The organism is Micromonospora sp. TSRI0369 (genome assembly GCF_001905625.1).
GTDB classification, from domain to species: domain Bacteria; phylum Actinomycetota; class Actinomycetes; order Mycobacteriales; family Micromonosporaceae; genus Micromonospora; species Micromonospora echinospora_A.
In genome coordinates this window covers 873,228-893,149 of record NZ_LIVU01000002.1, presented here as the reverse complement: position 1 = coordinate 893,149, position 19,922 = coordinate 873,228, and the positions used below count along the sequence as shown (strand labels likewise).

The following is a 19,922-nucleotide window of genomic DNA, read 5'->3' as shown; positions in this document are numbered from 1 at the left end:
ACTGTTAAACCACCGTTCCCGTAGCTCAGGCGCCGAACGCGCGGGTGAACCGCACGTCGCCCTCGGCCATGTCCCGCATGTCGCTGACGCCGTGCCGGACCATCACGGTCCGGTCGATGCCCATGCCGAACGCGAATCCGGAGTAGACCTCCGGGTCGATGCCGCAGGCGCGCAGCACCCGCGGGTTGACCATGCCGCAGCCGCCCCACTCGACCCACTGCGGACCGTCCCGGTGCTCCGGGAACCAGACGTCGAACTCCGCCGACGGCTCGGTGAACGGGAAGTAGTGCGGCCGCCAGCGCGTCTTCGCGCCCTCGCCGAACATGGCCCGGGCGAAGTGGTCGAGCGTGCCGCGCAGGTGCGCCATGGTGATGCCCTTGTCCACCACCAGGCCCTCGACCTGGTGGAACACAGGCGCGTGGGTGGCGTCCAGCTCGTCGGTGCGGTAGACCCGGCCGGGCACCACCACGTAGATCGGCGGCTTGCGGCTGAGCATGGTGCGCGCCTGCACCGGCGACGTGTGGGTGCGCAGCACCAGGCCACTGCCCTCGGGTGCGATGTGGAACGTGTCCATCAGACCGCGCGCCGGGTGGTCGGCCGGGATGTTGAGCGCGTCGAAGTTGGTCCACTCCAGCTCGACCTCGGGGCCCTCGGCCACCTCGTAGCCCATGCCGATGAACAGGTCGCTGATCTGCTCCATCAGCACGCTCAGCGGGTGGCGGGCGCCACGCGGCCGGCGGTCGTAGGGCAGGGTCACGTCGACGCGTTCCTCGACCAGCACCCGCGCGGCCCGTTCCCGGTCCAGGATCTCCTGCCGGGCGGCGTACGCGGACTCGATCGCCCGGCGGGCCTCGTTGACCCGCTTGCCGGCGTCGGCCTTCGCGGCCGGCGGCAGCGCGCCGATCTCCCGGCGGGCCAGCGACACCGGGGACCGGTCACCGAGGTGCGCGGGGCGCAGCGCGGTCAGCGCGTCCGGGTCGGCGGCCCCGGCGAACGCCTTCTCGGCGTCGGCCACTGCTCCGGCCAGGGCGGCCGGGTCGAGCAGGGCGACCTGCTTCGGGTCGTACGGATCGTTGCGGTAGCTCATGGTGAACGGGCACTCCCTCACGGCGGCGCCGACCCTCACGGGTGGCTAGGCGAGTCTACGGACGCGCGGCTTCGCCGCAGCCCGCCGGTGGGGAGTCGTGCAGGGGGAAGGTCAGGCCCGCCGCCCGCCGACACCGGCGGGCTGGCTAAACGAACGCCGTGGCGCGTTCATGACGAGGCGGACTCCCCTGCTGTGTCTCGCGTGCCCCGGGGGACACGCAGTGCTCTGGCGGAAGAATACAGGCACACGGCCGCAGCCGCAGCCAGGTTCAGGCTCTCCGCGCGCCCGTGCAGCGGCACCCGGACGCGGGCGTCGGCGGCGGCGGTCAGCTCGTCGGGCAGGCCGTGCGCCTCGGAGCCGAACAGCCAGGCGGTCGGGGCGGACAGCCTTCCTGCGTCGGCGAGGTCGTCCAGGTCGCTGTCGCCGTACCCGGTGGTGGCGAAGATCTCCAGGCCGGCGGCCCGCAGCGCCTCGACGGCCGCGAGCGGGTCGGCGGCGCGGACCACGTCGACGTGGAAGAGGCTGCCGGCGGAGGCCCGCACGCACTTGCCGTTGTACGGGTCGACCGCCTCGCCCGCGAAGATCACCGCGCCCGCGCCCGCCGCGTCGGCGGTGCGCAGCACGGTGCCGGCGTTGCCCGGGTCGCGGATCCCGGCGAGCACCGCGACCAGGCGCGGCCCGCGCGCCACGGCCGCCTCCAGCGGTACGTCGAGGTGCCGGCAGAGCGCCACCAGGCCCTGCGGGGCGACGGTCTCGGTGAGCGCGGCCAGCGCGTCGTCGGTCACCTCGGAGACCGGCACGTCGGCCCGGGCGGCGGTGGCGGCGAGGTCGGCGTACCGGTCCAGCGCCGCCGGGGTGCCGAACAGCTCGACCACGGTGCCGGCGCGGGCGAGCGCCTCCCGGACGGCCTGCGGCCCTTCGGCCAGGAACCGGCCGGCCTGCTCGCGGTCGCGCCGGCGGTGCAGCCGGCGGGCCGCCGCGACCCTGGGGGTACGCGTGGTGAACAGGCCGGGAACGGCGTCGAGGCGCCTCCCCTGCGACTGTGACTGCATGGGAGACGCCTCGATCTGCCGTACGGGGTGGGTCAGGCGGCCTGAGCCGCGGCGCCACCGGTGCCCTCGGCCGCCACGGCGGCGCGGGCCAGCTCGACGATCGCCGCGAACGAGGCGGCGTCGTTGACGGCCATGTCGGCCAGGATCTTCCGGTCGACCTCGATGCCGGCCAGGCGCAGGCCCTGGATCAGCCGGTTGTAGGTCAGGCCGTTGGCCCGGGCGCCGGCGTTGATCCGCTGGATCCAGAGCTGCCGGAAGTCGCCCTTGCGGTCGCGACGGTCCCGGTAGGAGTACTGCATCGAGTGCAGCACCTGCTCCTTGGCCTTGCGGTAGAGCCGGGAGCGCTGACCGCGGTAACCGCTCGCGGTCTCCAGCAGGGTACGACGCTTCTTCTGGGCGTTCACAGCCCGCTTGACGCGTGCCATCTCAACTCCTTCTTCGGTTCAGGTGGCTCGCGTCAGCGGCCGAGCAGCTTCTTGATGCGCTTGACGTCGGCCTTGGCCAGCTCGACGGTGCCGGTCAGCCGACGGGTCTGGGTGCTGGGCTTCTTCTCCAGGTTGTGGCGAAGGCCGGCCTGCTGGGCAACGATCTTGCCCTTGCCGGTCACCTTGACCCGCTTGCCCATACCCGTGTGGCTCTTCATCTTCGGCATTGGAACGTCTTCTCCCCTGTTACTGGCCGCTGGTCTCAGCGGTCGTGCCGGTCTCGCCGGCTGCTGCGGTCTCGCCCGCCGGGGTCTCGCCGGTCGCCGGAGCGCCCGATTCCTCCGCAGCCCGGTCGCGCGGTCCACCGCGGGACGCCGTGGCGGCGACCGCGGAGGCCTTCACGGCCCGGTGCGGAGCGAGAACCATGATCATGTTTCGGCCGTCCTGCTTCGGCGCGGCCTCGACGTATCCCAGTTCCGTGATCTCGGACTCGAGCCGGCGCAGGAGCCGGTAACCCAGCTCCGGGCGGCTCTGCTCCCGACCGCGGAACATGATCGTCACCTTGACCTTGTCGCCCGCCTTGAGGAACCGCACCACGTGACCCTTCTTGGTCTCGTAGTCGTGCGGATCGATCTTCGGCCGGAGCTTCATCTCCTTGATGACGGTCTGCTGCTGGTTACGCCGCGCTTCGCGCGCCTTGAGTGCGCTCTCGTACTTGAACTTGCCGAAGTCCATGAGCTTGCACACCGGCGGGCGCGCCATCGGCGCAACCTCGACCAGGTCCAGGTCGACGTCCGCGGCCAGCTGCAGGGCGCGCTCCAGCGGGACGATGCCCACCTGCTCACCCTCAGGACCGACCAGTCGGACCTCACGTGCCCGGATCTGCTCGTTCACGCGTGGTTCGACGCTGATGGGGCCTCCTCGAGTCGAGTCTTCTCCGTGCCGACTCCGCGGGCTCCCGGGCGGGAGCCGACCCGGAAAGCAGAAGGCCCCGGCGTATGCCAGGGCCCACTCGACCGGTCGGCACGATCACAGGATCGCGCATCCGGCGTCGGGACGTGCCCGAAACCGGGGACCGGACCCGGCCACCGTGGCGGCGACTCGGGTGGGAGCGGGCGCTCCGCTTCAAGACCGCCCGCGCGTCAGGGACGGGGGCAGTCTGGTCGACTCCGCAACACTACACCCTCGGCCCAGGCCCGCCCAAACCGGGCTCCCTGGTCAGCGGGGTGTCGACTGGCCGGCGGCCAGCGCCGCCAGGTGCGCCTGGTGCAGGCGGCGCAGCGCGCGGACCGCCTCGACCGCGCTCTCCTTGTCGGCGGCCTGCAACGCGACCATCGGCAGCAGGTCGTCGTCGTGCAGCTCCAGGCTGGCCCACGGGGCGCCCCTGTCGAACCGGACCCCGCGGATCACCTCCCAGGGCAGGTCGTACGAGCTGATCACGTTGCGGACCCGCACCCCCTTGGCGTCGGCGGTCACGCGGGGGCGGGTGAACAGCAGGAAGCCGAGCGCGCCGAAGACGCCCAGGCCGATCATGGCGAACTGGTCGCCGCGCTGGAACGTGCCGTAGCCGTTGCCGGTAGCGCCGGTCAGCGACGTCGCGACGAGGCTGAACACGACGAACAACGTGACGGCCGACACCCAGCAGACGACCCGGACGCGGCGGGGTCGCACGGTCACCACGGAATCGCTCACCCGACCAGTCTGCCATCCGGTTCGCGCGCGCCTTCGGCCGCCACACGGTCCGGGCCGCGCCGGCGCAGCCCGGTGACCACCACGGCGAGCAGCGTGAGCAGGGCGCCGGCCAGCACCGGCAGCCGGACGCCGGGGCCGCCGGGCAGGACCAGGTCCAGCAGCAGCGCGCCGCCGAGCTGCCCGGCCACCAGCGCCAGGCCGGTGCGCAGCACCCCGGCGGCGCGTACCCCGACCAGCAGCGAGAGCACGATGCCGACGCCGAGCAGGCCGCCGACGTAGAGCCACCACTGGCCGGGCCAGCGGGGCGCAGTGACGAGCGCGCCGGTCAGCGCCGCGACCGCGCCGATCACCACGGTGCTGACCGCGAAGTTGACGGCGAGGCCGGCGGCCGGGCCGACCGAGGCGGCGACCCGGCCGTTGAGCGCGGACTGCGTCGCCACCGCCAGCCCGCCCAGGACGCAGAGCAGCACCAGCCCGATCGCCAGGTCACCGACCGGGCGGCCGAGCTGGGCGAGGGCCACCGCGCCGACGCCGAGCAGCGCCCCGCCGACGCGGGGCACTGTGAGCGGCATCCGGCCGGTGGCGGCCAGCCCGGCCCGGTCCACCGCCAGGCCACCGAGGCTGCCGCCGGCCACCTGGGCGATCGTGAACACCGCCACCCCGAGCACGGGCACCACCACCGGCGCGACCAGCACGATCACCGCGCCGCCCACCCCGCCCAGGTAGGTCCACCAGGGCAGCCCGGAGCGGCGCAACGCGGCCAGCCCGGCGCGCATCGAGGGCAGCGCCACGATCCCGGCCAGCACCAGCAGGCAGCCGCCGAGGTTGTTGACCACCGCGCCGAGGACCGGATCGCCGGTCCGCTCCCCCAGCTCGGCGTTGACCACGCCCTGGGCGGCCGAGGCCATGCCACCCAGGACGACAACGCCCAGCGCGGCCGGGAGCGGCAGCGGCCTCACAGCCGGCAGGCGTGGATGTTGGTGACCAGGATCGCGCGGGCGCCCAGCTCGTACAGCTCGTCCATGATCCGGTGCACGTCGTCGCGGAGCACCATCGCCTGCACCGCGACCCAGCCCTCCCGGTGCAGCGGCGAGACGGTGGGCGACTCGATGCCGGGGGTCAGCGAGCTGGCCCGGTCGAGCAGTCCGGCCGGCACGTCGTAGGCGAGCATCACGTAGCGCCGGGCCACCAGGACGCCGTGCAGCCGGCGCTGCAGCTGCTCCTGCTGGGCGCCGGCAGGCGCGCCGGCGCGGCGCACCAGCACCGCCGAGGAGCGCAGCAGCGGCTCGCCGAAGACCACCAGGCCGGCCTGGCGCAGCGTCGCGCCGGTCTCCACCACGTCGGCGACCACGTCTGCCACGCCGAGGCGGATGGCGTTCTCCACCGCGCCGTCGAGGCGGATCACGTCGGCCTTGACGCCCAGCTCGGCCAGGTGCCGCTCGACCAGACCGGGGTACGCGGTGGCGATGCGGTGCCCGCCGAGCTGCTGGACCGAGGCGACGTCGTCGGGCCGGGCGGCGAACCGGAACGTGGCCCGCCCGAAGTTGAGGTCGACGATCTCCTCGGCCGGCGCGCCGGAGTCGATCAGCAGGTCGCGCCCGGTGATGCCGACGTCCAGGTCGCCGGAGCCGACGTAGGTGGCGATGTCCTTGGGGCGCAGGTAGAAGAACTCGATGTCGTTCTGCTCGTCCCGGCAGACCAGGTCCTTCGGGTCGGTGCGCTGGCGGTAGCCCGCCTCGCGCAGCATCCCGGCGGCCGACTCGGCCAGGGCGCCCTTGTTGGGTACTGCGACACGCAGCATGGGAGTGCTCCTTCGTTCGATCGGATGATCAGCGGACGGGCACTCACAGATGTCGGTAGACGTCCTTCAGTTCCAGACCGGTGGCGAGCATCAGCACCTGCGCCTGGTAGAGCAGCTGGGAGATCTCCTCAGCGGCCCGCTCCGGGCCCTCGTGCTCGGCGGCCATCCACGACTCGGCCGCCTCCTCGACGACCTTCTTGCCGATGAAGTGCACGCCCTTGGCGAGCGCCTCGACGGTGCCCGAGCCCGGGGTGCCGGCAGCGGCCTTGGCCTGCAGCTCGGCGAACAACTCCTCGAACGTCTTCACGGAAGGCGATTCTTCCAGCCTGCCTGGGTGAGCACGCCCACCGGGTCCACCCGCAGGGCCTGCCTCACCGGGGAAGCACGGCGAGGAAGTCCCGTACCGCGGTGGCGAACTCGGCAGGGCGCGCGGCCGGCACCGCGTGACCGGCCTCGACTGTCACCAGGCGAGCAGCGGGGATCCGGGCCGCCATCCGCGCCAGCTCGTGCTGCGGCAGGTGGCTGGCGGGGCCACCGGCCACCACCAGGGTGGGCGCAGTGATCTCGGTCAACTCCTCCCACCACGTGGGAGGCGGGGCGTTGAGTTCGGCGACGACCGCCTGCCGGGCAGCCCAGTCGTAGGGCAGCGGCCCGTCCGGCCGGGATGGCAGCCGAAGGCCGAGCGGCACCGGTGGAGGCGGCTCGACGAGCACCAGCGCCGCCACCCGGTCCGGATACGCTCGGGCGAACAGATGGGCCGCCACCGCCCCCGAGGAGTGGCCCAGCATCACGACCCGGGGCAGCGCCAGGGCGTCCAGAAACGCCAGCACGTCGTCGCGGACCAGTTCCAGCGAGTACGCCTCGGCAGGCCCGGTCGCGCCGTAGCCGCGCAGGTCGGGGGCGTACGTGCGGGTGGTCGAGCCGAGCGCCGCCGCGAGCGGGGCCCAGGTCTCCCCCGATCCGGCACCGCCGTGCAGCGCCACGAGTGGACGGCCGTCGGCCCGGCCCCAGGCCCGGTACGCCATCCGCAGCCCCGGCAGGTCCGCGTACCCGCTCTCCGTCACCGCGCTGCCCTCCCCGCACTCCCCGCAACGCGCCGATCATGAAGTTGGCGGCAATCGCTGTCCTTTTTGTCTCCGTCAACTTCATGATCGCCGGACTGGGCGCTCGCTCCGGAACGCCTGTGGGTCAGGCGAAGCCGACGCGGTGGACGGACTGGGCGTCGAGGGCACGCACGGCAAGGGCGGCGTCCAGCGCTGCCACCGTGGCCGACCAGCCCTTGTCCTCGGCCGAGCCGGGCAGCCCGGCCCGGTCCCGGGCCTGCTCGATGGTGTCGACAGTCAGCACCCCGTGCGCCACCGGCTTGCCCTCGTCCAGCGCCACCCGGGTCAGCCCTTCGGTGACCGACTGGCAGACGTAGTCGAAGTGCGCTGTCGCGCCGCGTACCACCACGCCGAGCGCGACGACCACGTCGAAGCGGCGCGCCATCGCCTGGGCCACCACCGGCAGCTCCACCGAACCGGCCACCCGGGCCACCACGGCCCGCGCCCCGCACGCCTGCGCGGCGGCCACCGCCCGCTCGGTCATGTGGTCGGTCAGGTCGCCGTGCCACCGGGCGGCCACCACGCCGACAGTCATCCCGGCGGCGTCCACCGCGGTCACGCCCGGCTCACCGAAACCCGCCATCGCCCTACGCTCCGATCTCGTCACCGGCGACCGGGCGGCCCATCGGCGCCTCGGTCACCTCGTCCAGTCCGTCCAGCAGGTGCCCCATCCGGTCCCGCTTGGTGCGCAGGTACCGCACGTTCTCCGGGTTGGACCGCACGGGCAGCCCCTCCCGCCCGGTCACGGTGAGCCCGTAACCCTCCAGCCCGGCCCGCTTGGCCGGGTTGTTGGTCAGCAGCCGCATCGAGCGGACACCGAGGTCGTAGAGGATCTGCGCGCCGGTGCCGTAGTCGCGGGCGTCGGCCGGCAGGCCCAGGTCGAGGTTCGCGTCCACGGTGTCGCGGCCCTGGTCCTGGAGCTGGTACGCCTGCAGCTTGTGCAGCAGGCCGATGCCCCGGCCCTCGTGACCGCGCACGTAGAGGACGACGCCGCGGCCCTCGGCGGCGACCCGGGCCAGCGCGGCCTGCAACTGCGGCCCGCAGTCGCAGCGCAGCGAGCCGAACACGTCGCCGGTGAGGCACTCCGAGTGCACCCGCACCAGCACGTCCCGCCCGTCGCCGAGGTCGCCCATGACCAGCGCGACATGCTCGGCCGGGTCGTGCTCGGCGCGGTAGCCCAGCGCCCGGAACACGCCGTACGGGGTGGGCATCCGGGCCTCGGCGGCCAGCTCGACCTGCTTCTCGGTGCGCCGCCGGTAGGCGATCAGGTCCGCGATGGTGACCAGCGTCAGGCCGTGCTCGGCGCAGAACTTCTCCAGGTCCGGCAGGCGCATCATGGTGCCGTCGTCGTTCACCAGCTCGCAGAGCACCCCGGCCGGGCGCAGCCCGGCCAGCCGGGTCAGGTCCACCGCCGCCTCGGTGTGCCCGGGGCGGCGCAGCACCCCGCCGGCGCGGGCGCGCAGCGGCACCACGTGACCGGGCCGGGCCAGGTCGGTCGGGCCGGTGGCGGCGTCGGCGAGCAGCCGGATGGTGTGCGACCGGTCGGCGGCGGAGATGCCGGTGCTGACGCCCTCCCGGGCGTCCACCGTCACCGTGTACGCGGTGCCGCGCCGGTCCTGGTTGGTGTGGTGCATCGGCGGCAGGTCCAGCCGGTCGCACTCGTCCTCGGTCAGCGGCACGCAGATGTAGCCGGAGGTGTAGCGGACCATGAACGCGACCAGCTCCGGCGTGGCCAGCTCGGCCGCGAAGATCAGGTCGCCCTCGTTCTCGCGGTCCTCGTCGTCGACCACGACCACGGGGCGCCCGGCGGCGATGTCCGCCACCGCCTGCTCGATCGAACCGAAAGTGGTCATGCCACTGCCTCCGAGTACGTCGCCGGGATCGGGGCGGGCGCGGTCGCGACGGCCCGGGAGGTGCGCCACCAGCTGTACAGGCCGGCGGCGCAGAACGCGCCGTAGACCAGGTACATGGCGGCAGACGGGTAGAAGCCGCCGCGCAGCAGCAGCGGCACGCCGACCGCGTCGACGGCGATCCAGATCAGCCAGAACTCGACCCACCCGCGGGCCATGCCGTAGGTGGCGAGCAGGCTGCCGACCAGGATCCAGGCGTCCGGCAGCGGGCCCCACGAGCCCAGCGCGGCCAGCACCGGGTACGCGGCGGCGGTGCCGACGACGGCTGCGACGAGCAGGCCGAGCCGCTCCCGCCAGGTGGCCCAGCGCGGCACCACGGCCGGCTCGTCCCCGCCGCCCGCGCGCCGGTTGCGCGACCAGCGCCACCAGCCGTACACGCTGACGGCGAAGAAGAAGACCTGCCGGCCGGCCTGGCCGTAGAGGTCGTGCGCCTGCGGGGTGACGAAGACGCCGCCGAGGAACACGGTGAGCAGCAGCGCGTTGCCGATCATGCCGACCGGCCAGGCCCAGACCACGCGGCGCAGCCCGAGCAGCGCCGAGGCGAGCCCGAAGCCGTTGCCGACGATCTCCCGGACCAGCACCGGCGAACCGGCCACGTGCACCTGGGCGTCGAGCAGCCAGCCGAGCGGGCCCATCACCGCACACTCCCCGCGCCACGGTCGCCGAGCAGCCGTTCGACGTACTTGGCCAGCACGTCGACCTCCAGGTTGACCGGGTCGCCGACCTGCTTCGTGCCGAGCACGGTGAGCTTCAGCGTGGTGGGGATCAGCCCGACGGAGAACCAGTCGTCGCCGGCCTCCGCCACGGTCAGCGACACGCCGTCGACGGTGATCGAGCCCTTCTCCACCACGTACCGGGCCAGGCCGGCGGGCAGGCGGAACCGGACGGTCTCCCACTGCGCGGCCGGCTCCCGGGCGACGACCTCGCCAACGCCGTCGACGTGGCCCTGCACCAGGTGCCCGCCGAGCCGGCTGTTGAGCGCGGCGGCGCGTTCCAGGTTGACCGGGTCGCCGGGGCGCAGCGCCCCGAGCGCGGTGCGGCGCAGCGTCTCGCCCATCACGTCGGCGGTGAACACGCCGCCGTCGACGTCGACCACGGTGAGGCAGACGCCGTTCACCGCGATGGAGTCGCCGTGGCGGGCGTCCGAGGTGACGAGCGGGCCGCGGATCGCGACCAGCGCGGAGTCGTCGCCGGTCTCGGTGCTCCGGACGATCTCGCCCAGCTCCTCGACGATGCCGGTGAACATGTCAGGCCTCCCTCTTCCGGGGCAGCGCGGTGATCCGCAGGTCGGGACCGACCCGCGTAACGTCGGTGATCTCCAGGTCGATGGCGTCGGCGATGGTGCTCACGCCGGCGTCGAGCAGCGCGGTGGGACCGGCGCCGAGCAGCTTCGGCGCGACGTACCCGACGATCCGGTCGACCAGGCCGGCGGCGAGGAACGCGCCCGCCAGCGTGGGGCCGCCCTCCAGCAGCGCGGCCCGCACGCCCCGGTGGTGCAGCTCCGCGAGCAGCGCCGCCAGATCGACCCGGCCGTCCGGCCCGGCGCCGACCTCCGCGGCCGTGGCCACCCACGTGCGTGCGGCGCCGTCGCGGACCCGGGCGTCGGCCGGGGTACGCCCCGAGCTGTCCACCACCACCCGCAGCGGCTGCCGGATGGCCATGGTGCCGTCGCGCAGGTTGCGGGCGGTGAGACGGGGATCGTCGGCGAGCACGGTGCCCACCCCGGCGAGCACCGCGTCGACGGTGCCACGCAGGGCGTGCACGTCCATCCGGGCCGCCTCGGAGGTGATCCACATGCTGGTCCCGTCGGCGGCGGCGGAGCGCCCGTCGAGCGTCGCCGCGTACTTCCAGATCAGGTACGGCCAGCCGCGGCGCATCGAGGTGAGCCAGGCGACGTTGCCGGCCTCGGCCTCCTGGGCGCGTACCCCGAGGGTCACCTGGACCCCGGCGGCGCGCAGCGTGGCGGCGCCGCCGGAGGCGACCGGGTTGGGGTCGGGCACGGCGACCACGACGCGGGCCACCCCGGCGGCGATGAGCGCGTGGCTGCAGGGGCCGGTGCGGCCGGTGTGGTCGCAGGGTTCGAGCGTGACGACTGCGGTGCCGCCGCGGGCGCGGGTGCCGGCCTGGGCCAGCGCGACGATCTCGGCGTGCGGGCCGCCGGCGTACGCGTGGAAGCCCTCGCCGACGACCTCGCCGTCGGCGTCGAGCAGCACGCAGCCGACGACCGGGTTGGGGCTGGTGGCACCGAGGCCGCGCGCGGCCAGTTCGATGGCACGACGCATCGCCTCGTCGATGGAGACGCTCGCCATGGCCGCCTGTCCTCCCGCTCGCCGGTCGCGCGCGGGCGGGTTCGGGAGGAACGGCCACGAAAGCCGCGGACACGCGGCGGCGGAGAACCCGGGGACGGCGACGCCGACCCCGGGGAGCCCACGCGGCGGCTGAGGGTGCTCAGCGGCCGGCAGGGGCCTCCCCCGTTCCGCGCGCTGTCTCCCATCCGGACTGTCTGGGGGCGGACGAGCCGCACCCCAACCGTCGGCCCCGGATTCTCACCAGGTCCACCGTCCGGCCGAAGCCGTCCGGGTCGCGGGCTTACCACGGTCGGACCGTGGATCACCGCCGGTTCGGAATTTCACCGAGCCCCGCCAGCGCGTGGTGGGTACACGGGAAGTCTTACACGTTCCGCCCGGGTGCGCGCCACAGAGGCGAGCTACCTCACAGACGCGCTCAGGTGACGCCGCGGCGTCGGTCCACCGCCACGTACGACCCGGGCTGGCTCTTGGCCACCGTCTTCATCTCCGAGGCCACCGCGATGGCCTCCAGCGGGTCGGTGAAGCGCTTGCCGGAATCCGACAGCGACACGCCGATGGAGAGCGTCACCAGCGCGGCGCGGCGGATGTTGCCGCGCCGGTCCTTCAGCTCGACGAAGCCGCGTTCCCGGTCGGTGGCGTCGTAGAGGGCGTCCGCGGCCTTCTCGAAGTCGACGACGGCCCGGCTGGTCAGTGGCCGCACCTGGCTGGGGGTGCAGACGATGACGAAGTCGTCGCCGCCGACGTGCCCCAGGAAGGCCGGCGGCAGCCCGATCGACACCACCGCCCGGTGCAGGCTGCGGGCCAGCGCCGAGATGAACTCGTCGCCGCGCACGAAGCCGTACCGGTCGTTGACGCTCTTGAACCGGTCGATGTCGATGTAGCCGACGGCGTAGTCGACGCCGTTGCGGACCCGGTCGCTGATCTCCCGCCGGATGCGGCTGTTGCCGGGCAGGCCGGTCAGCGGCGAGACCTCCCGGAACTCCTTGTTGCGCCGCAGCGTGGAGTTGACCCGGGCCACCAGCTCCAGCGTGTCGAACGGCTTGACCAGGTAGTCGTCGGCGCCGACGCTCAGCCCGTTGACCTTGTCCTGGGTCATCCCCTTGGCGGTCAGCATGATCACCGGCAGCGCGGAGGTCATCGGGTCGGCGCGCAGCCGCCGGGTCAGCTCCAGGCCGTCGACGCGCGGCATCATCAGGTCCACCACCGCGAGGTCGGGCCGCTGCCGCTCGATGATCTCCAGCGCCTCCTGGCCGTCGCTGGCGTGCAGCACCTCGAAACCGTGCAGGCGCAGGTTGAACTCGACGAAGCGGGCGATGTCCTCGTCGTCGTCGACGACCAGGATGACGTCGGGTCGCTCGTCGGCAGCGTCCACCTCAGGCCCCGGTCATCGCACGTTCCGCCAGGCCACGCAGGCGGCGTACCGCCTCCGCGGGATCGTCGGCGCCGTAGACGGCGGTGCCGGCGACGAACGCGTCGGCGCCGGCCGCGGCGGCCTGCTCGATGGTGTCCGCGGCGATGCCGCCGTCGACCTCGATGCGCAGCTCCAGGTGGCCGCTGTCGACGTGCCGGCGGGCGGCGCGCACCTTGTCCAGCAGCTGCGGCAGGAAACGCTGCCCGCCGAAACCGGCCTTGATCGTCATGATCAGCAGCGTGTCGAAGCTCGGCAGCAGCTCCAGGTACGGCTCGATCGGGGTGTCCCGGTCGATCGCCAGGCCCGCCTTCGCACCGGCCGAGCGCAGATCCTTCGCGAGCGCCACCGGGTCGTCGCACGCCTCGGCGTGGAACGTGACGTTGTACGCACCGGCGTCGGCGTACCCGGGCGCCCAGCGACGCGGATCGGTGATCATGAGGTGCACGTCGAACGGGATCTCGGTCACGGCGCGCAGGCTCTGCACCACCGGCAGCCCGATGGTCAGGTTGGGCACGAAGTGGTTGTCCATGACGTCGACGTGCAGCCAGTCGGCGGCGGGCTCCACGGCACGGACCTCGTCGGCGAGGCGGGCGAAATCGGCGGCCAGGATGCTCGGCGCGACGATCGGCGGCGGTACGGTCACCGGGCCAGTGTACGAACGCGGTGATCCGGAGGTCGCGGCACGGCTCCCGGAACGACAAGCGGTGATCCTTCCGTCACCCCCGGTGCACCATCCGGCCGTCCGGAGCAAAAATCGGCACGAATAGTCGCCGGTGACTGGCCGATCGATTGAAAGATGACGAAACTCCTACAGGGACGGTCACGTATGCTGCACGCCCGGGCGCGGGGGACGCCGGTCGGGCCTGTGGCGACCGGCTGTCATCTCTCCCGGAAGGGGCGGACGATGCGACGGTGGCTCCACGTGCTCGCGCTGGCCGGCGCCGCGACGGCGGTGCTCGCCGGCTGTGTGCAGGCGCACCGGGCCGACGGGGATCTGATCGACGACTGGGCGGCGCTGCCGGCGCCACGACTGTTCGTCCCGGCCACCGACGCGTGCCTGCCCCGCCTCACCACAGTGGTGGCCGCCGCCACGTACGAGACTGTCGACTGCGCGGGCAGCCATCTGGCCGAGACGGTGCACGTCGGCACGTTCACCGGGCCGGCCGCGCTCGGCGCCCGCCCGGAACCGGGCACCCCGGCGCTGCGGACCGCGCGCGCCGAGTGCGACCAGCGGGCCCGCGAGATGATCGGCGGGGACTGGCACGCCGCCCGGCTCACGCTGAACATCGCGCTGCCGACCGTCGCCGCCTGGGGCGCCGGCGCGCGCTGGTTCCGCTGCGACCTGGCCGAGACCGACAGCATCGACAACACCCGCCCGGTCAACCGGGTGGGCAGCCTGCGCGGCGCGCTGGTCGGCGACAATCCGCTCGTGCACAGGTGCTTCGACCCGAAGCTGATCGGCCAGAACCTCAACTACATGGCCCCGGTGCTCTGCACCGAACCGCACCGCGCGGAGTTCGTCGGCGTGTACGAGGAACAGGACATGAGCTGGGCGGAGTTCACCAAGGGCGCGCCCTCCACGCACCGGCGCTGCATGACGCTGATCGCCGCGTTCGCCGACGTGCCGGACAACGCGGAGCTTCCGTACCGGGCCGGGTCCATCTTCTACCCGCCCTCGCAACGGGAGTGGGAGGAGGGCGACCGGGGAGTGCGCTGTTTCCTGTGGAGCGACGACCGCAAGCTCAACCGCTCGGTACGCGGCGCCGGTCCCGAGGGACTCCCGGTGACCTGATCGACTGCCGTATGCTGCACCGCCGAGGCGTACCGGTCGGCTCCGGACGCGCGGGGGAGGTCGGTCGCGATGCGGCGTTGGTGGGTGGCGGTCACCGTGTCAACGGTGGCGGCGCTGGCGCTCGGCGGGTGCGCCGCGCCGGCCGGGGTGGACCGCGACCTGACCGACGACTGGCCCGCGATCGCCGCGCCGGTCGGCTTCGTGCCGCAGAGCGGCGCCTGTCACCCCACCGTCGCCGACGTCGGCTACCTCAGCGGCTACCAGCCGGTCGACTGTGCCGCCACGCACCGCGCCGAGACGCTGCACGTCGGCACGATGAGCGGCCCGGAGGCGGAACGTTCCGCTCCGCCGCGGGCCGGCTCGGCCGGGATGCGCGTCGCGCACGGCGACTGCGCCCGGCAGGTCACCCGGGCCCTCGGCGGGGACTGGCGCTCCGGGCGGCTGCGGCTGTCCGTGGTCTTCCCCTCCGCGCTGGCCTGGTCCGGCGGGGCCCGCTGGTACCGCTGCGACGTCGCCGAGGTGACCGACCTGGACCAGGGCGACGTGGCCGAGCGCACCGGCAGCCTGCGGGGCTCGCTGAAGCCCGGCTCGAAGCTGGCGCTGGGCTGCTTCAACCCGAAGATGAGCAAGAACGACGTGCAGGCGATGCGGCCGGTGTCCTGCACCGCGAAGCACCACGCCGAGTTCGTCGGCGTCTACCAGGCGCCGGACATCAGCTACGCCGAGTTCGAGCGCACGCCGCTGCGCACGCACAAGGCGTGCCGCGGGCTCATCGCCAAGTACGCGAAGCTGCCCAACGACGGCAACATGCAGTACCGGGCCGGCACCATCATCTACCACCCGTACGAGGAGCAGTGGCGCGACGGCGACCGAGGCGTGCAGTGCTTCCTCTGGGTCTCCGAGCGGGCGCTGACCCGCTCGGTGAAGGGCGCGGGCGCCAAGTCGCTGCCGATCACCTGAGCCACGGGCGGGGCGGCGTTCGCCCACCCCGCCCGTGTCCGCTCAGCCGACCTGCAGCGTCACGTCGTCCACGACGAAGCTGGTCTGCAACGAGGAGTCCTCGACACCGGTCCACTTCAGCGTGACCGTCTGCCCCGCGTACGCGGCCAGGTTGAAGGTGCGCTGGGTGTAGCCGGTGGCCTTGTTCAGGTTGGAGTACGTGGCCAGCGTGGTCGAGCCGACCTGCACGGTCAGCTTGTCGTACGCGGTCGAGCTGGTCGTCTCGGCCGTGTCGATGTGCAGCCAGAACGAGAACGTGTAGCTGCTGCACCCGGCCGGCAGCGTGACCGACTGCGACAGCGTGTCGGTACGCGAGGAGCCGTACCCGTTCAGCCACGCCTTGTACGACCCGGTGCGGGCCGCCTGGCTGGAGCTGTTGGTGATCACGCCGGAGCTGGCCGTCCACGGCGTGGTGCCGGACTCGAAGCTGCTGTTGCCGATGAGCTGCCCGCCGGTGCAGCCGCCGCTGCCGCCGCTCACGGTGATCGTGTAGCTGGCGGTGCGGGTGGCCGAACCGGTGCCGGTCACGGTGAGCGTGAACGTGCCGGTGGTGGCCGACGACGAGGCGCTGACCGTCATCGTGGACGAGCCGCCCGAGGTGACCGAGGACGGGCTGAAGCTCACCGAGACGCCGCTCGGGGCGCCGCTGGCGGACAGCGCCACGGTCTGCGCACTCCCGGAGGTGGTGGCGGTGCTGACGGTGGCGGTGGTGGAGCCGCCCCGGGCGACGCTGCCGGAGGTGGGGCTCACCGAGACGGAGAAGTCGTTGGCCGGGGTGCCGCCGCCGACCGCGAGCGCCCAGATCGTGTACGCCACGCCGTCCGCGGCCCGGTTGAGGATCGTCGTGTTGATGTTGCTGGTGTTGTCGCAGGACCGGTGGTAGCAGCCGTCGTACGCCGCGCCCGCGGTGCCGCCCCACTTGCTGGCCTGCGCCGAGGTCTTGGTGTAGCTGGCACCCGCCGCGTAGCCGGAGGTCTGGATGCCGGCGTTGGCGAACGAGTAGTCGTCGGAGCGGCCCTGGCCCTCGGTGTTCTCCTCCGGCGAGATGCCGAACGAGTCCCAGTACGCCTTCAGCGGCGCGGCGGTGGCCGAGGTGATCCGGTTGATGAAGTAGCCGCCGTTGGGCGAGCCGACCATGTCGAAGTTGTAGTAGCCCTTGATGTAGCCCCGCTGGGTGGAGCTGAGCTGGTTGACGTAGTGCTTGGAGCCCTGCAGGCCCTGCTCCTCGCCGTTCCACCAGGCGAACCGGACCCGCTTGGTCATGGTCGGGTTCTGCGCGGCCAGCACCAGCGCGTTCTCCAGCAGCGCCGACGAGCCGGAGGCGTTGTCGTTGATGCCCGGCCCGGCGGCCACGCCGTCCAGGTGGGCGCCGAACATGACGACCTGGTCCGACGGGCCCTGCGGCCACTCGGCGATCAGGTTGTTGCCCGGGTAGGTGCAGGTGGAGCAGTTCTGCTCGGTGACCGTGTAGCCGGCCGCCTGGAGCTTGCCCTTGACGTAGTTGACCGACGCCGTGTAGCCGGCCGAGCCGGAGCGCCGGTTGCCACCGTTGCTGGTGGCGATGGAGTTGAACTGGCTGAGGTGGGCCTGGATGTTGCTCAGGGAGACGTCGGGGGCGGCGAGCGCGGCGACGGCCGGGGCGGGGGCGGCGGCCGGCGCGGGAGCGGCGGAGGCGGTGCCGGCCAGGCTCGCCGTCGTCAGGGTGGCGACGAGGGCGAGCGCGAGGCTCGTGGTCGGCGTTCTGCGTCTCATGGAGACTCCTCGTGGGGGTTCGGCGGGCGGGATGCCGGGACCGGTGATCGGAACAGTTACATGTATCGATCGCACAGTCAACGGGCTGTCACATCCCACCGGCCCCCTCCCCCCACAGGGATGCCGCCCGCGCCCCTCCCCTTGCCTCGGCGGCGGGTCAGTTCCTGCGCAGGAGCGCCAGGAACATGGCGTCGGTGCCGTGGCGGTGCGGCCAGAGCTGCACAGTGGGGCCGTCACCCAGACCCGGCATGCCGGCCGGCAGCATCGGCCGCGCGTCGACGAAGTCGACGGCGAAGCCGCAGCGCCGCGCCGCCTCGGTCACCGTCACATGGGTCTCCACCACGTGCGGCGAGCACGTCACGTACGCGACCAGGCCACCGGGCCGGGCCGCCCGCAACGCGGCGGTGAGCAGCTCACGCTGCAACCGGGTCAGCGGCGGCAGGTCCGACGGCTGGCGGCGCCAGCGCGCCTCCGGCCGGCGGCGCAGCGCGCCCAGCCCGGTGCACGGCGCGTCGACCAGGACCCGGTCGAAGTGCCCCTCCGGCAGCTTCGGGTCGCTGCCCACGTCACGCCCGTCGGCGTGCAGCACCGTCACCGGCAGCCCGCGGGTGGCCTGCTCCACCAGCCGCGCCCGGTGCTCGGCCACCTCGACCGCGGTGAGCCGCGCCCCCCGGGTCGCGGCCAGCGCGCCGAGCAGGCCGGACTTGCCGCCCGGACCGGCGCACAGATCCAGCCAGCGGCCGTCCGGGCCGTCCAGCGGAGCCGCCGCGAGCGCGTCCGCCACCAGCTGGGAACCCTCGTCCTGCACGTGCGCACGGCCGTCGGCCACCGCCCGCAGGTCACCCGGCGCGCCGCCGGGCAGGTAGACCGCGTACGGCGAGAACGCGCCGGGCGCGCCGCCCACCTCGTCGGCCAGCGCCACCGGATCGGCCAGGCCCGGCCGGGCGCACAGGTGCACCGGCGGGCGCTCGTTGTCCTCGATGAGCAGCCGGGCCGTCTCCCCCATGTCCCCGCCGAGCGCCTCGGCGAACGACCGCACGATCCACTGCGGATGGCTGTACGCCAGCGCGAGGTGCCCGACCGGGTCGGTCTCCTGCGCCGGGGCGAGCTTCGCCACCCAGGCGTCGGCGTCCCGGCTGGTGATCTCCCGCAGCACCGCGTTGGCGAACCCGGTGGCGCCCGGCCCGACGGACCGGACCAGGTCGACAGTGGACGACACCGCGGCGTGCGCGGGCACCCGGGTGTGCAGGATCTGGTACGCCCCGAGCCGCAGCGCGTCACGCACCGGCGGGTCGATGCGCTGCACGTCCCGCCCGGCCGCGTCGGTGACGATCGCGTCGAGCGTGCCGGTGTGCCGCAGCGTGCCGTAGGTCAGCTCGGTGGCGAACGCGGCGTCCCGGCCGCTCAGCCCGGCCTCGCGCAGCATCGCCGGGAGCACCAGGTTGGCGTACGCGTCGTCGCGGTGCACCGCGGCGATCGCCTCGTACGCGACCTGCCGGGGCAGGTCCACGGCCGGACGGGCCGGACGGCGCGGACCCCGCCGGTCGCCGCCGAACCGGTCACCGCCACGCCGGTCCGCCCCGGGCCGGTCGCCGCGCTCACGCGCGTACCCGCGGGGACGCTCCCCCTCGGCGGGCCGGTCCGGGCGCGACGGCCCCGTCACGCGAACACCTCGCCGGCGGTGACCCGGGCGCCGCGCGCCCAGTCGCCGGCGGGCATGGCCTTCTTACCGGCGGCGCGCACCTCGCCGAGGCGCACCGGCGTGGTGGCGGTGCCGACGAGCACACCGGACTTCGCCACGTGCAGCTCCCCGGGCTTCAGCTCCGGGCCGTCTGCCACCGGCGTGACCGGGCCGAGCTTGACCCGGTCGTCGCGGAACGTGGTCCACGGGCCGGGCGCGGGCGTGCAGGCGCGGATGCGCCGGTCCACCGCGAACGCGGGGTCGCCCCAGCGGACCCGGGCGTCCTCCACCGTCAGCTTCGGGGCGAGCGAGACGCCGTCGGCGGGCTGCGGCACGGCGCGGGCGGTGCCGGCGCCGATCGCGTCGAGCACCGCCACCAGCAGCCCGGCGCCGGAGTGCGCGAGCCGCTCCAGCAGGTCGCCGGAGGTGTCGGCCGGGCGGATCTCGTCGGTGACCGTGCCGTAGACCGGGCCGGTGTCCAGCCCTTCCTCCAGCTCGAAGACACTGGCCCCGGTCAGCGCGTCGCCGTGCAGCACCGCGTGCTGCACGGGCGCGGCGCCCCGCCAGGCGGGCAGCAGCGAGAAGTGCAGGTTGATCCAGCCGTGCGCGGGGATCTCCAGCGCCACCGGCGGCACCAGCGCGCCGTAGGCGACCACCGGTACGCAGTCCGGCGCCAGCTCGCGCAGCCGGTCGAGGAACTCCGGCTCGCGCGGGCGGGCCGGGGTGAGCACCTCGACGCCGTGCGCGTCGGCCCACGCGCCGACCGGCGAGCGGACCAGTCCCCGGCCACGACCGGCCGGGGCGTCGGGACGGGTGACCACGGCGAGCAGCTCGTGGCCGGAGGCGGCGATCGCGTCCAGGGCCGGTACGGCGACCGCCGGCGTGCCGGCGAAGACCAGGCGCATCCG

General features: G+C 73.7%; 22 protein-coding genes and 1 riboswitch. Of the genes, 2 read left to right on the top strand and 20 right to left on the bottom strand.

The genetic code is table 11. The annotated features are described in order from the left end of the window. Nucleotides 1-25: 25 nt before the first annotated feature. The 17 genes from pheS to rpe all read right to left on the bottom strand — a co-directional run bounded on the left by pheS (nucleotide 26) and on the right by rpe (nucleotide 13,433). Entirely contained in the window at nucleotides 26-1,087 is a 1,062-nt protein-coding gene (pheS, locus tag AMK25_RS09350) for a phenylalanine--tRNA ligase subunit alpha (RefSeq protein ID WP_073827712.1), read from the bottom strand. A 167-nt stretch (nucleotides 1,088-1,254) separates the two neighbouring features. After that, nucleotides 1,255-2,139: a TrmH family RNA methyltransferase gene (locus tag AMK25_RS09345; protein ID WP_073827711.1), complete on the bottom strand. Its 885-nt coding sequence runs from the start codon at nucleotides 2,137-2,139 to the stop codon at nucleotides 1,255-1,257. A 32-nt stretch (nucleotides 2,140-2,171) separates the two neighbouring features. Then, the gene (gene rplT / locus AMK25_RS09340) at nucleotides 2,172-2,564 is read right to left on the bottom strand and encodes a 50S ribosomal protein L20 (RefSeq protein WP_043324928.1); all 393 of its coding nucleotides are present in this window, start codon (nucleotides 2,562-2,564) and stop codon (nucleotides 2,172-2,174) included. A gap of 32 nt (nucleotides 2,565-2,596) precedes the next feature. Next, complete coding sequence (rpmI, locus tag AMK25_RS09335; protein ID WP_026267805.1) at nucleotides 2,597-2,791, bottom strand: 50S ribosomal protein L35; 195 nt, start codon at nucleotides 2,789-2,791, stop codon at nucleotides 2,597-2,599. Between the two features lie 19 nt (nucleotides 2,792-2,810). After that, complete coding sequence (gene infC, locus AMK25_RS09330) at nucleotides 2,811-3,458, bottom strand: translation initiation factor IF-3 (RefSeq protein ID WP_073827710.1); 648 nt, start codon at nucleotides 3,456-3,458, stop codon at nucleotides 2,811-2,813. Between the two features lie 324 nt (nucleotides 3,459-3,782). Continuing rightward, complete coding sequence (locus AMK25_RS09325) at nucleotides 3,783-4,256, bottom strand: PH domain-containing protein (RefSeq protein WP_198937476.1); 474 nt, start codon at nucleotides 4,254-4,256, stop codon at nucleotides 3,783-3,785. Further along, complete coding sequence (locus AMK25_RS09320; protein WP_073827709.1) at nucleotides 4,253-5,215, bottom strand: DMT family transporter; 963 nt, start codon at nucleotides 5,213-5,215, stop codon at nucleotides 4,253-4,255. Before AMK25_RS09320 ends, AMK25_RS09325 begins: the two co-directional genes overlap by 4 nt. Then, nucleotides 5,212-6,057: an ATP phosphoribosyltransferase gene (hisG, locus tag AMK25_RS09315; protein WP_073827708.1), complete on the bottom strand. Its 846-nt coding sequence runs from the start codon at nucleotides 6,055-6,057 to the stop codon at nucleotides 5,212-5,214. The genes AMK25_RS09320 and hisG overlap by 4 nt, the downstream gene beginning before the upstream one ends. A gap of 43 nt (nucleotides 6,058-6,100) precedes the next feature. Next, a complete protein-coding gene (locus AMK25_RS09310; protein ID WP_013285536.1) occupies nucleotides 6,101-6,364 on the bottom strand; it encodes a phosphoribosyl-ATP diphosphatase in 264 nt (87 codons plus the stop codon). A gap of 64 nt (nucleotides 6,365-6,428) precedes the next feature. Continuing rightward, nucleotides 6,429-7,121 (bottom strand): alpha/beta fold hydrolase, encoded by a 693-nt coding sequence (locus AMK25_RS09305; RefSeq protein ID WP_198937475.1) that lies wholly within the window; start codon nucleotides 7,119-7,121, stop codon nucleotides 6,429-6,431. A gap of 124 nt (nucleotides 7,122-7,245) precedes the next feature. Next, complete coding sequence (ribH, locus tag AMK25_RS09300; protein ID WP_073827707.1) at nucleotides 7,246-7,743, bottom strand: 6,7-dimethyl-8-ribityllumazine synthase; 498 nt, start codon at nucleotides 7,741-7,743, stop codon at nucleotides 7,246-7,248. A 4-nt stretch (nucleotides 7,744-7,747) separates the two neighbouring features. After that, entirely contained in the window at nucleotides 7,748-9,013 is a 1,266-nt protein-coding gene (locus tag AMK25_RS09295) for a bifunctional 3,4-dihydroxy-2-butanone-4-phosphate synthase/GTP cyclohydrolase II (RefSeq protein ID WP_073827706.1), read from the bottom strand. After that, a complete protein-coding gene (pnuC, locus tag AMK25_RS09290) occupies nucleotides 9,010-9,705 on the bottom strand; it encodes a nicotinamide riboside transporter PnuC (protein WP_073827705.1) in 696 nt (231 codons plus the stop codon). The genes AMK25_RS09295 and pnuC overlap by 4 nt, the downstream gene beginning before the upstream one ends. Beyond that, complete coding sequence (locus tag AMK25_RS09285) at nucleotides 9,705-10,316, bottom strand: riboflavin synthase (protein WP_073827704.1); 612 nt, start codon at nucleotides 10,314-10,316, stop codon at nucleotides 9,705-9,707. The genes pnuC and AMK25_RS09285 overlap by 1 nt, the downstream gene beginning before the upstream one ends. 1 nt (nucleotide 10,317) lies before the next feature. Continuing rightward, nucleotides 10,318-11,379: a bifunctional diaminohydroxyphosphoribosylaminopyrimidine deaminase/5-amino-6-(5-phosphoribosylamino)uracil reductase RibD gene (gene ribD / locus AMK25_RS09280; RefSeq protein WP_073827703.1), complete on the bottom strand. Its 1,062-nt coding sequence runs from the start codon at nucleotides 11,377-11,379 to the stop codon at nucleotides 10,318-10,320. 169 nt (nucleotides 11,380-11,548) lie between these two features. Further along, nucleotides 11,549-11,721: riboswitch (FMN riboswitch) on the bottom strand. A 73-nt stretch (nucleotides 11,722-11,794) separates the two neighbouring features. After that, on the bottom strand, nucleotides 11,795-12,751 hold the full coding sequence (locus AMK25_RS09275; protein WP_073827702.1) for a response regulator: 957 nt from the start codon (nucleotides 12,749-12,751) through the stop codon (nucleotides 11,795-11,797). Between the two features lies 1 nt (nucleotide 12,752). After that, complete coding sequence (gene rpe / locus AMK25_RS09270) at nucleotides 12,753-13,433, bottom strand: ribulose-phosphate 3-epimerase (RefSeq protein WP_043324939.1); 681 nt, start codon at nucleotides 13,431-13,433, stop codon at nucleotides 12,753-12,755. 261 nt (nucleotides 13,434-13,694) lie between these two features. Here rpe and AMK25_RS09265 point away from each other — a divergent pair, with 261 nt between their 5' ends. Beyond that, nucleotides 13,695-14,582, top strand: coding sequence for a septum formation family protein (locus AMK25_RS09265; RefSeq protein WP_073827701.1), 888 nt, complete (start codon nucleotides 13,695-13,697; stop codon nucleotides 14,580-14,582). Nucleotides 14,583-14,651: 69 nt separating this feature from the next. After that, nucleotides 14,652-15,542 (top strand): septum formation family protein, encoded by an 891-nt coding sequence (locus AMK25_RS09260; RefSeq protein ID WP_073827700.1) that lies wholly within the window; start codon nucleotides 14,652-14,654, stop codon nucleotides 15,540-15,542. A gap of 42 nt (nucleotides 15,543-15,584) precedes the next feature. On the opposite strand, the gene AMK25_RS09255 is transcribed toward AMK25_RS09260, so the two are convergent. The 3 genes from AMK25_RS09255 to fmt all read right to left on the bottom strand — a co-directional run bounded on the left by AMK25_RS09255 (nucleotide 15,585) and on the right by fmt (nucleotide 19,919). Beyond that, on the bottom strand, nucleotides 15,585-17,333 hold the full coding sequence (locus tag AMK25_RS09255) for a M28 family peptidase (protein WP_073827699.1): 1,749 nt from the start codon (nucleotides 17,331-17,333) through the stop codon (nucleotides 15,585-15,587). Nucleotides 17,334-17,490: 157 nt separating this feature from the next. Continuing rightward, complete coding sequence (locus tag AMK25_RS09250) at nucleotides 17,491-18,996, bottom strand: RsmB/NOP family class I SAM-dependent RNA methyltransferase (RefSeq protein ID WP_073827698.1); 1,506 nt, start codon at nucleotides 18,994-18,996, stop codon at nucleotides 17,491-17,493. After that, the gene (gene fmt / locus AMK25_RS09245; protein WP_073827697.1) at nucleotides 18,993-19,919 is read right to left on the bottom strand and encodes a methionyl-tRNA formyltransferase; all 927 of its coding nucleotides are present in this window, start codon (nucleotides 19,917-19,919) and stop codon (nucleotides 18,993-18,995) included. The genes AMK25_RS09250 and fmt overlap by 4 nt, the downstream gene beginning before the upstream one ends. Between the last annotated feature and the right edge of the window lie 3 nt (nucleotides 19,920-19,922).

Bases quoted from the DNA above. Each gene is read 5' to 3' on its own strand.
- pheS (WP_073827712.1), bottom strand. From the start codon at position 1,087: ATGAGCTACCGCAACGATCCGTACGACCCGAAGCAGGTCGCCCTGCTC.
- AMK25_RS09345 (WP_073827711.1), bottom strand. From the start codon at position 2,139: ATGCAGTCACAGTCGCAGGGGAGGCGCCTCGACGCCGTTCCCGGCCTG.
- rplT (WP_043324928.1), bottom strand. From the start codon at position 2,564: ATGGCACGCGTCAAGCGGGCTGTGAACGCCCAGAAGAAGCGTCGTACC.
- rpmI (WP_026267805.1), bottom strand. From the start codon at position 2,791: ATGCCGAAGATGAAGAGCCACACGGGTATGGGCAAGCGGGTCAAGGTG.
- hisG (WP_073827708.1), bottom strand. From the start codon at position 6,057: ATGCTGCGTGTCGCAGTACCCAACAAGGGCGCCCTGGCCGAGTCGGCC.
- ribH (WP_073827707.1), bottom strand. From the start codon at position 7,743: ATGGCGGGTTTCGGTGAGCCGGGCGTGACCGCGGTGGACGCCGCCGGG.
- AMK25_RS09295 (WP_073827706.1), bottom strand. From the start codon at position 9,013: ATGACCACTTTCGGTTCGATCGAGCAGGCGGTGGCGGACATCGCCGCC.
- pnuC (WP_073827705.1), bottom strand. From the start codon at position 9,705: ATGGGCCCGCTCGGCTGGCTGCTCGACGCCCAGGTGCACGTGGCCGGT.
- AMK25_RS09285 (WP_073827704.1), bottom strand. From the start codon at position 10,316: ATGTTCACCGGCATCGTCGAGGAGCTGGGCGAGATCGTCCGGAGCACC.
- ribD (WP_073827703.1), bottom strand. From the start codon at position 11,379: ATGGCGAGCGTCTCCATCGACGAGGCGATGCGTCGTGCCATCGAACTG.
- AMK25_RS09265 (WP_073827701.1), top strand. From the start codon at position 13,695: ATGCGACGGTGGCTCCACGTGCTCGCGCTGGCCGGCGCCGCGACGGCG.
- AMK25_RS09260 (WP_073827700.1), top strand. From the start codon at position 14,652: ATGCGGCGTTGGTGGGTGGCGGTCACCGTGTCAACGGTGGCGGCGCTG.
- AMK25_RS09255 (WP_073827699.1), bottom strand. From the start codon at position 17,333: ATGAGACGCAGAACGCCGACCACGAGCCTCGCGCTCGCCCTCGTCGCC.
- fmt (WP_073827697.1), bottom strand. From the start codon at position 19,919: ATGCGCCTGGTCTTCGCCGGCACGCCGGCGGTCGCCGTACCGGCCCTG.